Below are 12,896 nucleotides of genomic sequence, written 5' to 3'. Positions count from 1 at the left end.
TACCATTATCAGAAGATTTTTATTCATCTTTAAAAATAGCAACTTTTGCTTGCTCACCATGCTTACGACTTGCTCGGTACATACCTTTACTATTAAACGGCATGGCAATATTACCATTGCGATCAATCGCAATAACACCGCCATCACCACCCGCCTCTACCAACACTTTATTGACCACTGTATCTGAAGCTTGTTTGAGGCTTACCCCTTGATATTGCATTCGCGCGCATATATCAGCGGCAACGTGATAGCGAATAAAATATTCACCGTGACCGGTTGCTGATACGGCGCAGCTCGCATTGTTGGCATAAGTGCCAGCACCAATAATTGGCGCATCACCCACTCTACCGTAGCGTTTAGCAGTCATACCGCCAGTACTAGTGCCAGCGACCAAATCACCATACTTATCCAAAGCGACGGCACCTACAGTACCAAATTTATACTCAGCATCTAATACGTGGTGAGCTGCTTGAAAGTCTTTAAGCTCTTGCTCTTTTTTCGCTAACTTTTGTTTCGCCCTAATCAACGCTTTGTATCTGTGCTCTGTGTCGAAATAGCTGTTTTCAACCATCATTAGGTTTTGTGATTTAGCAAATTGCTCTGCCCCTTCTCCTGACAGCATAACGTGGACAGACTTTTCCATTATTGCTTGTGCTAGCGCTATTGGACTTTTTACCGTTTTTACACCAGCAACCGCGCCAGCATTGAGTGTTCTGCCATGCATAATAGATGCATCTAGTTCGTGCGTTTCATCAAACGTGTAAACCGCCCCTTTACCAGCGTTAAACAACGGCGAATCTTCAAGTATTTGAATAGCAGCAATAACGGCTTGCTGGCTCGTTTTACCTTGTGCTAATAATTCGTAGCCTTTGTTAACAGCTGCGGATAAAGCAGCGTCATATTGTGCGCGCTTTTGTGGCGTCATTTTTGACTTATCGATAGTGCCTGCACCACCGTGAATGGCAATTGCTATGGGTTTTTCTGCGTAGGCGTAAGTTGTTGGCACAGCGCTCAAACTTGCCGCTACAAGAAAGTATTTAGCTAACCTGCCATATACGTTTGAGGCGTTGGGCTTATTGCTAGTGGCATTGCTAGCGTAGGTATTCGTCGTTGTTTTTTGATTAATATACTCATGAACTGACTTATTCGCTCGCATAATCATTCCTAAATAATGCATCATCGCAGTGTGTACGGTAGTTATCAGGTTTTACACCTAATAATCTAACTTCACAAGCTCCGGTATCCTAAGGTTTAGTTATATTTAACTTATCGCATGATTTACTTAGCGACATGATTTAGTTAATGTTGAGTGGTCTTACCTGATGATTTCGAACTTTAAATAAAACAAAATAAGTCATCTTTAACTTAACAACAATTAAAACCGCCTATGAATCAGCAACTTGTTACCACCAGTATTGAAGAAAATATCGCGATTGTGACGTTGAACCGCCCAGACAAACACAATGCTTTGAATGTTGAAATGTTCAAGGCTATTCGCACAACAATAGAAACACTCAAGAAAAACTTAGCGATTCGAGCGGTTATTGTGCAAGGTGAAGGTGTTGATTTCTGTACAGGGCTTGATGTTAAGTCGGTGATGAGCACAGCCAAAAACTTCGTGACCTTGTTGTTTAAGTGGCGCCCAGGTAGCGCTAACCTTGCCCAATACGTATCAACTGGTTGGCAAGAAATCACTGTTCCCGTCATTATGGTATTGCACGGCAGAGTATGGGGTGGAGGTTTACAAATAGCGCTCGGTGGAGACTTTAGAATTGCACACCCAGAAGCTATTTTATCGGTTATGGAAGCTCGTTGGGGCTTGGTTCCTGATATGGGCGGTACGCTTGCGCTAAAAGAGCACCTACCAACCGACAAAGCTAAATTACTAGCAATGACGGGGCGAGAAATTACCGCTAAGCAAGCACAAAAACTGAACTTGATCACTAAAGTCAGTGATGTGCCGTTTGAAGCAGCGATGACACTGGCTAGAGAAATTAGTCAGCAATCACCCGATGCGGTTGCTGCAGTTAAGAAGCTATACAAAAACGCGTGGTGGCATAGCAAAGCGTTTGCGCTTGCCAGAGAGTCTTGGTACCAAATTAAGATAATCGCAGGCAAAAACCAGCGAATAAAAACCTACAACCAAATGAACCCGAGCAGTGAAAAACCGTTTAAAATGCGCGGTAAATGGTAGTGTTAACAAAGTTAACTCTTACTGTGCTTTTCCCTTATTTAACCTCAGGCTCTGGTCAAAAATAGCCGCTAAAAGCACATTGGTTATTCAGAGCTGAGGTTACTAAGAGCAAAGGTTAAGTGTTCAACTTAAACACAAGGTTGTTTTTAACTGCTAGCCACTCTGTATTAGTAATCGAGAAAACAACTGTGTCACGATAAGAGCCATCGGCCATCTTTTGGTGGTTTCGTAGCACCCCATCTTGCTTTGCTCCCAAGCGCGCAATGGCGTTGCGCGACTTTAAGTTATGCCAATGAGTTCTAAACTCAACGGCTATCACATCTAAATGCTCAAACGCATGAGTTAGTAACAACAGTTTACACTCGGTGTTTACTGAGGTGCGTTGATAGCTTTTTGCATACCAAGTGAAGCCAATTTCAAGTCGTCGGTTAACCTTATCTGCATTACAAAACCGTGTCGTGCCGATAATTTTTTGAGTGTGTTTTTCAATGACGACAAAAGGCAGCGAAAGTCCTTTTTCCTGTTGAGCGAGTGCTTGTTCAATATAGTTATTAATGGTTGCTTTGTTTGGTACCGAAGTAAACCAAAGCTCCCATAGATTACCATCTGACGCAGCGTCGAGTAGCGCATCTTTATGTTCAACACCAAGCGGCGCAAGTACTACGCTTTTAGACGTTAAAGTTGTTGTTTCTAGCATATTAAACCTCCTTGTTATTCTTATTCAAAAATTCGGCAACTTGAATGCAGTTTTACTTAATAAGCATTTAGCATGTTTTTTTCGAACTGATGAACATGCTGTTCATACGTTTCATCGCCTAACTTCTGCTTCAATTTATCAATTTCTAAATTTACGTTGTTAATCGTTAACGTATTGTCGTCAAGCTCATAAACCTGCTTAAGTGTTTGATAGTAAAATGCGAGTATAACATGTGTATTTTCGTCACCTTCGGCTTGTGCCGCTTTGATTTTAGCAAGTTTACGATAGATAGAGTTGTGCACTTGTTTGAGTTGCCAAACATAGTAAATATCTTTTAAAAACTCATGCTTTTTTATACTGTTGATTATCATCGCCATGGTAACAAGCGCTAGGATAACGCCACCTAAGTTGTAACGAAAATTGCTTTGCGTTTCAGGGTCCACGATTGGCGCCGCGAATAACGCGATAAATAGGCTACCAAAAATAAGTGCCAATAAGGCAAATGCAATAACAAAAGCGATGGTGAATTGATTTAGCTTTTTACGGTAATCAGTTTTGTTTACAGATTGGATTTTCATAGTGCTTAATAAATAATTCTTAATAAATAGTTCTTAAAATAACTCTACACAAATAGTTCAATAATCAATCTAAATGTGCATTGACTTGTATTGTCAGATTGAAAGATTAGAGTAGCGTTCAACTTTAGCATCAACACCTCGATACCAAATTGGCTCGCTACAACTTAAACTTAACTTTTTCTTTGCGCGGGTAACGCCAGTATAAATTAGCTCACGCGTCAGTAGCTGATTATCAGCTTTACTGGGCAGAACCATTGCAACATGTTCAAATTCACTGCCCTGTGTTTTATGAATGGTCATGGCAAAGACCGGTTCAAAACTCGGTAAACGTGACGGAATAATGGTTTTGAAACCAGGCGTTCGGTTGTTCGAAGATACGCCTCCTTCACTTACCGCAGTATCCTCGAAATACGCCACTAAATGTCCCTGCGCATTTTTCCAAATAATACCAATATCACCATTGTACAGCCCAAGCCCGTAATGGTTTTCATTGATCATAATAGGTAAGCCATTGAACAACTTATCTTGCTGGTAATTGCCTTTTAACAGCGAGATTATTTGCTGATTAATTGCCTCAACACCTTCGTTTCCAACTCTTGTGGCACACAAAATACGAAACTGACTCATTCGCTCAAATGCTTGTGTAATGTTTTCAGCTTCCAATACTGGCTGATAGTAGCGTTTAACATACTGATTGATCCATTGAGTCATCACAGGTGGCAATAACGTAATATCGTCACGACTTGTGCTGTTAACACTAATATACTGCCAACTTTGCAGCGCTTCACCCGCAATTGTTGCCATTGCGATATTACCGATGGCGCCTTCACCGTCAAATCGACGGCTCTTAAGCAACATTGATAAATGATCAGCAACCTGTTTTTTTGCTTTTGGTAATTGCTTAGCTTGTTCGCTCGATAGTTGGCATACTTTTGCTAGGTAGTTAAGGTTTGCTTTGCTATAGCCAAGATGAGGCCTGAGTGCAATATCAGCTAATACCGAGCCAAGTGCAACAGAAGGCAATTGATCGGCGTCGCCTAGCATTATCACTTGACACTTAGCGGGGATTGCCCGAAATAGCCTAGCCATAAGCGGCAAATCCACCATTGAGACTTCATCAATAATAATAACGTCGTAATCTAAGGGGTTATCGCTTCCTTTTCGAAAATTCACTTGATTTGGGATCACCCCTAACAAACGGTGCAGTGTTTGTGCTTTGCTTGGAATAACATCAAGCACATTGTCTGCGATAACGCCTCGAAAACCGGTTACGGCATTTTGAATCGATTCAGATAATCGCTGCGCCGCTTTACCTGTTGGTGCGACTAGTGCAATGTCTAATCGCGATTGGCTAAGCATTGATAGCGCTGCTAACAATTTTGTGACCGTATAGGTTTTACCTGTACCAGGGCCGCCAGCAATAATACTAAGCCCTTTATTTACGCTGTTTGCCACCGCTAGTTTTTGCCAATCAACTTCCGGAACTTGATGAGGTTGGCTAGCTTGAGTAGGTTCTGTAGCTTCGTTTTCTGGAAATAACGAATCAACAACATCAGTTATCGCCGCTTGCGAATACTCGAGCGTTAGCTGTGTTTTTTCTACTAACGCTAGTTGCAGTTCTTTCTCAAATTGATAGTTGCGACGCATATACAAACAGTTATGCTCAAATACCACGGCTAACGTGCCACCAACATTTATTTCCGTTTTTTCAGCGTTTGAGATGTTTGGTTTAGTTACACCTAGCTCCGAAGCCGCTAAGAAAGGAATTTTTGCGAGCAAAGTGTGTAGTTGTTTTTCATTCGGAAAGGAAAAACCATGATGAGTAATTACATTGTCGTCACTGGCCAAGCCAAATTGTTGACCTGCAACATGCGTTAGCGGCAAGCAAGTGTGACCATCGCGCACTGAAGCGCTAAGCGCGATTAGCAAATGATACCAAACCTCTTTTTCATCAGCAGTCAGTTCATTCGCTGCTGTCGCCGAGCTAAGTTCGTTCGCAAAAAAGTAATCAATTGGCGCGATACCTGAGATACGTGCTGCTGCCTCAGAAAATTTTCGATAGCTTTTTGTTTGACGGATCGGCCTTTGACAGCTTAGCTTTTGATTGTTATCTATTTCTGCACTCATCACTCAACACTCTGTACTGATACTTGGTCTGAAGTTGCTTGGTTTAAAGATACGTGGTTTGAAAATAGCGCGTCGAGTTCATCAAGTTCCTCACTACTAATATCACTAAAAAATACACCGGTACGTTCACCCGCTGTTTGCTTGTTTTTCATACCTCGTAAATATAAATAAAATACGCCGCCAAAGTGTTGCGCTGGATCGTAATCATCAATACGACTTTTTAATAAACGATGCAGCGCCAAACAGTAGATAAAATACTGCAAATCATAATAGTTGTCTGCAATGTTTTGCTGCAATGCCTCACCATGGTAATGTTCAAATGAATCACCTAAGTGCGTTGATTTATAATCACAAACGTAATATTTGCCTTCGTATTCGAAAATTAAATCAATAAAGCCGTGCATCATGCCTTTCAATGCTTGATAAGCGGGCAGTTTAACTGCTTTTGACTGGGAGTTTGAACGTGCGAGTAGTCGTTGTCGGTGCTGATACACCAATACCGCGAGTTTTTGACTGCTGGCTTGTTCCATCGGAAAATAAAATTCTTGCTCTTTTAATACTGCCTTGGGAGCGATATTCGCCAAGCTTAGATCTTCAGCGATTTCACAAGTGACAAGTTGTTCACACCAAGCGGCAAGTTCCTCGCCAGACCAGCCCTCAAGCAAAGCAGCATATTTTATTTTCATCGCCGCAGACAAGCTACGCCAATCACCTTGATGAAAGTCTCCTTGTTCAAGCAAATCGTGTAATAAGTTACCTGTTTGTGCGCCTTTGGCTAAATCAAACCCTATGCGATTAACCCCAGGAGCTGAAACTGCCATTGGCTGATCTAAATCCCTATCAGGCAGGGAAACACCACCATGGCGTAAATTTTTACTCAAGGCGGTGAACGAACTTAGCCACCAGTCACGCTCGATTTTACTGGTGAAAGTAGCAAGCTCGGGGGAGGCTTTTGCGTTAGCGTTAATGTTAGTATTAGCGCCCACATTATTTATGGCTGCGATTTCAGTGTTTTGTTCACCAATCTTATCATCAGCAATCGCTCTTTTTTCAAAGGCACTGTGTCCAATGGCACGGTAACCTATGGCGTTAGGATACTGCTGAGACAGGGCTTGTAGTTCACCGCTTATCACGACATCAGCAGACCAAGTTAAAGTTTTACCCAACGGAGAATTTTCAACCTTATCAAAATTGGCAACGAGTAAATAACAACGTTGCACAGCTCTGGTTACCGCCACATAAAGCAAGCGAATAGATTCGGCGTATGCTTCTTCTGCCATTTGTTCAACTTGCTGTTTATTCCCAGATAATCTGGTGTGAAGCTGCCCTTGTTCATCGTGATATTCAATTACGGTAACGTTGCGATTGCCAATCTTACTCGGATTTTTATGACGCGAAGCAAAAGGAACAAAAACGATAGGATACTCAAGCCCTTTCGAACCATGCTGGGTGACGATTTTAATTAGCTGCTCATCACTTTCTAATCTAAGCTCAGCGTCTGATTCTGTGCTATCGGTGCTAATTTGTTGCTCAAACCAATAAAGCAACTCCAGCGGTTGATGGTAACGAGCGCTCGCCGCTTGCAGTAATTCAAACAAATGTAATAAATTCGTCAGTGCCCTTTCTTTGTGCTCGCCATTTACTGCAACGTGTTCATGAAGTAGTTTGAGCGCGGCAGAAATAAAGCCTTTGTACTGCCACTCGTCACGAATAGCTTTAAACGAAAATTTAACTTCTTGCCATGCTAGCTCGTTTGCCGACAGCGCCAATAAACTAGACGGCGTATGTCCTAACAAGCCCGAAGCCAAGCCGGCGTTAAAGTAGCGATCTTGCTCTAAAAACAAGACTGCTTTAAGCACCAATAATAACTGTTGAGCTTGCTCGCTATGCCATAAATTACTGCGGTTACTTAAATAAACACTGGCAAGCTGATGTTCGGTTAATGCTTGTTTAACGATGGCGGCTTCTGTTCCATCTCGCACTAGAATGGCAATATCTGATGCTGATACTTGCTGTTGGTTGTCATTGAGCAATGAAACAATTTTTTGCGCTAACCACTGGGCCATTTCAGCGCGTTGGGCAGGTTTAGCTGTTGCGGATTCATCATCAAATGGAAAGTGTACAAACTGTAGCGGTAAATCATTGTCCGCCAGCGCCACGGGCTCAACCGTATTTGACGCCGCTACAGGAAAATAAGGGATGTTTTTACCAAAAATGTGCTTTGCGCTCTGATCTAATGCCGTGCCATAAAACAAGCGGTTGTAACCTTGGATCATTTCAGCGCTAGATCGCCAGTTAGTGTCCATTACCCAAAAGTACTGACAAAAATCTCGTGCCGATAAATAGGTAAAAATGTCACCACCTCGAAACGCATAAATCGCTTGCTTCGGATCGCCAATTAAATACAAGGCTGCATTGTCAGTGTTTTGGTAAATATTCGTAAGAATATCGAATTGATTGGGGTCGGTATCTTGGAATTCATCAACCATGGCCGCGGGATATTGCTTTGCAAGCTTGTTAGCCAATATACGACCAGCGTCACCCGACGATAGTTGCTGGGCTAAAATGGCAATCAGATCATCAAAACTTAATAGGCCTAGACGCTGTTTTTTCTCGGCCACAGCATCTGCAATCGATTTAAGGCTGCGCGCAATAATTTCATAAGCCTGAATTCGTTTAACTTGTCCTGCTATATCAACAATCACTGGTTTTAATTCATTAACTGGCGAAACGATTTCTACTATCTCGGCTTTTGCTTTTGAACGACCAAAGCGGCGGCCATCAATAAAACTTGCAGGCATTGAAGGCATTGCCAGTAATTGTGATAATTCAGCAGTAGTTGCATTGTTTAGCCAAGAAGCTAACTGTTCATACTCGCTAATACGTTCCTCTTTTTTGGCCCCTTTTTGATTGTTGACTAAATGCTCAAACAAAAATGATTGGTGGCTTGAGAGCGAATTCGCTGCATCAACTGCTAGTGCATTTATCTGCTGACAAAGTTCTGCCGTAGATGGCGTAGTAATGCTATGGTGCTTATCAATCGCCCCAGAGAATACTTGTACAAATTGTTCAGGTTCAGGCCAAAATTCAGCGATGGTTAAGTAGCTATCAGGATCTTGTTTCGCAATCAAACGATACCAATCTTGCACCGCTTCTAACGTCTGCTCTTGGCAGCTTGATTCCATCACTAAGTTAAACAACAAGCCACTGTCAAAGGCAAACTCGCTCAATACCCGCTTACAAAAACCGTGGATGGTAAAAATTGCCGCATCATCCAAAAACAACAAGGCGCGATGCAGTTTTGCCATTGCTTCTGTTTTAACTAAATCTTTAGCGACTTCCTGATAAAACGGCTCTGTCGCTGTTAACTCATCCCACTTAGCAATGGTATTTCGCAACGTTTGCCCTATCCGGCTTTTAATTTCTTCCGTTGCATCTTTGGTAAACGTCATTACCAGAATCTGTTCGACGGTTAGACCTTTTTCCAATAACAACCGCAAGTATATTCGCGTGATGTTAAAGGTTTTACCTGTTCCTGCACTGGCCTCAATTAAATGTCGCCCAGACAGCGGAAGGTGCTCTGCAAATAATGGTTGTAGCTTCATTACATCAAATTCTTTTCATTAAATTCTGTGCGCTAACTAGAGCATTTTCACTATCGTTTTGATTTAGATAGCACTTGATACATGGGCTCATAAATAGTGTTGAGCATTGGCATCATGTCATCAATAGCTGGGCACTGAGGCCAGAAAAATTGCATATAAGGGTCATAGCCAGGCGCAAGCATGTTGTTTTCATCGTACCAATAGTTTTCAAGTTGAGCTTGCTCAAACTTGCGCGCATTGAACGCTTTGTGCGCAATATCTGCATTGATCAACAAAGGTTTTTGCTGACCAAGCAGGTAAAAGTTAACAATGTTATTTAGTTGTGCTTTGGCATCATTTATCTGTTGGCTATTTTGGCATAGGTACTGGCTGACCTTTTGCTGCTTAGTATCGAAATAAAGCCCAATTACGGGTTTGTTCTCAAATTCAAGGTGTCCATTGTCAGTAGCAATGGTTGAAATAATTCGAGCCAAATACAAGCTGAATAAGTCTTTGGCTTTAGCTGTTGATGGTCGATAAAAACCAATCACTTGTTCATTTGTCGGCAAGCTACCTCGGATAATGCAATTTAGCTTGGTTTGTTCTTTTTCTAGGAATTGTACATTAGTCTGTTCTTGGGATTTTAATTGCCCTAGTGTTATATCAATTGTTGTCGGTAGCGAAAAAGCCGTTAACTCTGTGTCGCCAAGCTCTGCGTCAACAATCGCTTGGCTAAATACATCATTGTCTTCTTGCCATTTGTCAAACAACTGAGCGGTAAGTGGCGTGTCAGCAAATCGACCAGATAGCCTTGCTTGTGTTCTTACATCATTTACCGTTGCAGTTAACGCTTGCGCTTTTTCCTCGTTCGCTAATTCACTAGATTCAGATAAGCTCGCCGTTAATAGCGCTTGTTTTAACTGATAACTTGCTAAACGGTCATAACTGAACTGCTCAACATCACTTGGTGCTGGCTCTGTTTGTTCATAATAAATGCCTAATACCCGTTGCGCATACCAACGACTCGGGTGTTGATAGAAGCGGATCAAATCGTTTAATTCGATTTCAATGTCCTCTTCTAACAGTTGCAGCATTTGCTCGCCGTTGTCATAGCTCTTTTCGTTATCACCAGTAACATCCCATTTACCGACAAGGCTTGAAGGTACAGTGTCTTCAACTTTAGTTGTATTGGCTGAACCCAATTTAAGCCAATGGGCATCGAAACTCGGATATGGGCCGCGATAGTTATCTAAACTAAATGCTTGCAACGGCATTTGACGAATATGGCTGCCGGTTTTTAGATCGCATTGCCAACCATAGCCCGCCGTTAGATAGTCAAAAAGCTCTTGCAAGATAATACTAGGTTCACGCACCTTGTTATTTTGTACACTTCGCCCTTGGTAGCTTAGGTACAGCTTGTCTCGGGCTGAAATTAGCGCTTCTAAAAATAAATATCTGTCGTCACCACGCCTTGAACGATCGCCGAGTTTGGCTGGTGTGCTATTCATTAAATCAAATGCCAGTGGTTGGCGCTGACGTGGATATTCGCCATCGTTAAGACCAAGTACCGCAATGATTTTAAAAGGGATACTACGCATAGGTAACATAGAACAAAACGTTACTTGCCCGATCATAAATTGTCGGCCAGTGTCTGGCGTTGAAAAGTGAGCGGTTAAGAATTCACGTACAACAAGTAAATCCAGTGTTTCTGGTACGCCTTTACCTGTGCTATACGCTTGGTTAAATTCGGCGGTATGCGTGTATTCAGTTAGTAAACCAAGTGCCTGATAAATAATATCAATGCTTTGCGCGGCTGCTGGGTGATAAAGTTCAGCAACTAACTCTGCGAGATATTGTTGCCATTTTTCAGGTGTTTTAGGTTGGTTTAATTGTTGACTACTGTCTGCTAAATGCTCAAGAAAGAGCATTAGCTGCCCAAGAATAAAGGCGTCTTGGCCTTCAACATCTGGCAGGAGTAATTGTTCGCCAGCAACCGTTAATTCATCACCATAAGCAAATCCTTGCAATAATTTGCTCAAGCCTTGTTGCCAAGTAAATGCATCGGTTAAGCCACTAGCACCAAGCACCTGTTCTTTGTGATTTTTCGATAACCCCCAATGAACGGCAGCATGTTCTAGCCAAGCACTTAGTTTAACGACGTCTTCACTGGTTAAGTTAAACTGTTGCTGCACGGCTTCAAGGCGCAACATTGCGATAATAGAGGTGACGTGAAAACGGCTGTCTGGCAGCGTGAGTAAATCGACAAATGTTGCGACTAGCGGATCAGCATTGTGCACATTGCGATCGGCTATCGAGCATGGGAGCGGTGGCACATCATCCGCTAGGTCTTGCCAGCCTCGAGTAAATACCGCATGAACAAATGGTGCATATTGTTCTATTTCTGGGCACATCACCAAAATATCTTTTGGTGTTAGCGAGGGATCTTGGTTTAGCTGATGCAATAACCAATCATGCAGGGCCTGCACTTCCCGAAACGCACTGTGGCAGCTAGTCACAGTTAAACTGTCATCTACCAGTTGACTCGGTGCTTGTCTTGCATCAGCTAAATTCAGCACATCTTGTTGTAACTGCGTTAGTAATGGCAAGCCTTTATCGTTATCGACAAACTGTTCATCTGGTGTGTGCTGTTCAAAAACATCAATATTGACGGTACTAACTTGTTGTAGCTGAGCTAAAAACTCACGACCTTGCTGCCCCCAGTTGGCAAGTAACGGGTTACCGACCGCACTGGCAAGGTTCTCAACTTCATCGGTCCATTGGCTTAAGCGCTCATCAAACAACTGTTTAACAAATTGCTTTTCTGTTTGAATATCACCCCAATAATCAGCACAAGGGTTAAGGTGAAAAAAGTGGATATCGATATGCTCACCTAGCATCTCTAAAAAGTTTATCCACATTGGTGGTAGCGCGTTAATGCCAAAAAATGAAACGCGTTTGGGTAACTGCCCTGCCTTTTCTGCAATTCGCTGCGCTGCTGCAGACATCAAAGCAACAGGGTTATATTCTTGACGTTGTTGCAACAAATACCAAAGCTTCCCTTGCCAATAATAGGTTTGCTTTGTGGTATCGTCTGAAACATTATCTTCATCAGCAAAGACAAAGTCTTGTTGGCTCCAATTGTCTATCCAATTGGGTCTAAAAATAAGGTATTGCTCGTATAAGTCAGCAACTTTCATCGCCAGTTGATAGCGTTTTTGCTGCTGTTCGCTAGCATTGCTGCTTGCTTGCCAGTATTGTGTTGCCTGTTCAAACGTGGGATCTAACGCAATGATATCGTCACTTAGTAACTGGTAGATTCGCCATACCAGCACTTCTCTTGAATACAAAGATTGCTCTGGTACTTCATCTTCACTGGCTATTTCTCTCAATAATTTCCATAAATATTGAGCAGGCAGCGCAAATTCGATATTCATGGCAATGCCACGCGATTGGGCAATCGACATATTAAGCCAGTGTTGCATACCAGCGTTTTGGACAATGATGTGCTCTTGTTCAAAAAGAGAGAGCGGAGAAACTTGTTGGATTTTGTTAAACAGCGCTAACAAATTTTCCATTTTGTTAGCAGGATAGATATAAATCAATGTGTTATCGCAGGTAACCGATGATGATTAAATTTAATCACACGCTACCTGCTAACACTAGTCTAATTTTGTTAGGGATGTTTGTTTGCCCAATTTTTGATAAATCCTCTATTA

7 protein-coding genes are annotated in these 12,896 nt (G+C 42.2%); 1 reads left to right on the top strand and 6 read right to left on the bottom strand.

Features of this window, described 5'->3' with window-relative positions:
* Positions 1-19: 19 nt before the first annotated feature.
* Positions 20-1,156 carry an isoaspartyl peptidase/L-asparaginase family protein gene (locus DXX92_RS09380; RefSeq protein WP_116000219.1) on the bottom strand — a complete coding sequence of 379 codons (1,137 nt, stop codon included), beginning with the start codon at positions 1,154-1,156 and terminating at the stop codon, positions 20-22.
* A 231-nt stretch (positions 1,157-1,387) separates the two neighbouring features.
* Here DXX92_RS09380 and DXX92_RS09375 point away from each other — a divergent pair, with 231 nt between their 5' ends.
* Entirely contained in the window at positions 1,388-2,194 is an 807-nt protein-coding gene (locus DXX92_RS09375; RefSeq protein WP_116000218.1) for a crotonase/enoyl-CoA hydratase family protein, read from the top strand.
* A 115-nt stretch (positions 2,195-2,309) separates the two neighbouring features.
* Here DXX92_RS09375 and DXX92_RS09370 read toward each other — a convergent pair whose 3' ends face one another.
* The 5 genes from DXX92_RS09370 to recC all read right to left on the bottom strand — a co-directional run bounded on the left by DXX92_RS09370 (position 2,310) and on the right by recC (position 12,782).
* Positions 2,310-2,891 (bottom strand): GNAT family N-acetyltransferase, encoded by a 582-nt coding sequence (locus DXX92_RS09370; protein WP_116000217.1) that lies wholly within the window; start codon positions 2,889-2,891, stop codon positions 2,310-2,312.
* A gap of 56 nt (positions 2,892-2,947) precedes the next feature.
* On the bottom strand, positions 2,948-3,469 hold the full coding sequence (locus tag DXX92_RS09365) for a DUF3087 family protein (RefSeq protein ID WP_116000216.1): 522 nt from the start codon (positions 3,467-3,469) through the stop codon (positions 2,948-2,950).
* Positions 3,470-3,562: 93 nt separating this feature from the next.
* Positions 3,563-5,596, bottom strand: a complete 2,034-nt coding sequence (gene recD, locus DXX92_RS09360) for an exodeoxyribonuclease V subunit alpha (protein WP_116000215.1) — start codon at positions 5,594-5,596, stop codon at positions 3,563-3,565.
* Complete coding sequence (recB, locus tag DXX92_RS09355) at positions 5,596-9,201, bottom strand: exodeoxyribonuclease V subunit beta (protein ID WP_116000214.1); 3,606 nt, start codon at positions 9,199-9,201, stop codon at positions 5,596-5,598. The genes recD and recB overlap by 1 nt, the downstream gene beginning before the upstream one ends.
* A 50-nt stretch (positions 9,202-9,251) precedes the next feature.
* Complete coding sequence (recC, locus tag DXX92_RS09350; RefSeq protein WP_116000213.1) at positions 9,252-12,782, bottom strand: exodeoxyribonuclease V subunit gamma; 3,531 nt, start codon at positions 12,780-12,782, stop codon at positions 9,252-9,254.
* Positions 12,783-12,896: the final 114 nt, after the last annotated feature.

It is taken from the genome of Thalassotalea euphylliae, assembly GCF_003390395.1.
In the GTDB taxonomy this organism is placed as follows: Bacteria; Pseudomonadota; Gammaproteobacteria; order Enterobacterales; family Alteromonadaceae; genus Thalassotalea_F; species Thalassotalea_F euphylliae_C.
Note: the sequence above shows the minus strand (reverse complement) of the source record. Positions and strands in the feature narration are given on the sequence as shown.

Bases quoted from the DNA above. Each gene is read 5' to 3' on its own strand.
- DXX92_RS09380 (WP_116000219.1), bottom strand. From the start codon at position 1,156: ATGCGAGCGAATAAGTCAGTTCATGAGTATATTAATCAAAAAACAACG.
- DXX92_RS09375 (WP_116000218.1), top strand. From the start codon at position 1,388: ATGAATCAGCAACTTGTTACCACCAGTATTGAAGAAAATATCGCGATT.
- DXX92_RS09370 (WP_116000217.1), bottom strand. From the start codon at position 2,891: ATGCTAGAAACAACAACTTTAACGTCTAAAAGCGTAGTACTTGCGCCG.
- DXX92_RS09365 (WP_116000216.1), bottom strand. From the start codon at position 3,469: ATGAAAATCCAATCTGTAAACAAAACTGATTACCGTAAAAAGCTAAAT.
- recD (WP_116000215.1), bottom strand. From the start codon at position 5,596: ATGAGTGCAGAAATAGATAACAATCAAAAGCTAAGCTGTCAAAGGCCG.
- recB (WP_116000214.1), bottom strand. From the start codon at position 9,201: ATGAAGCTACAACCATTATTTGCAGAGCACCTTCCGCTGTCTGGGCGA.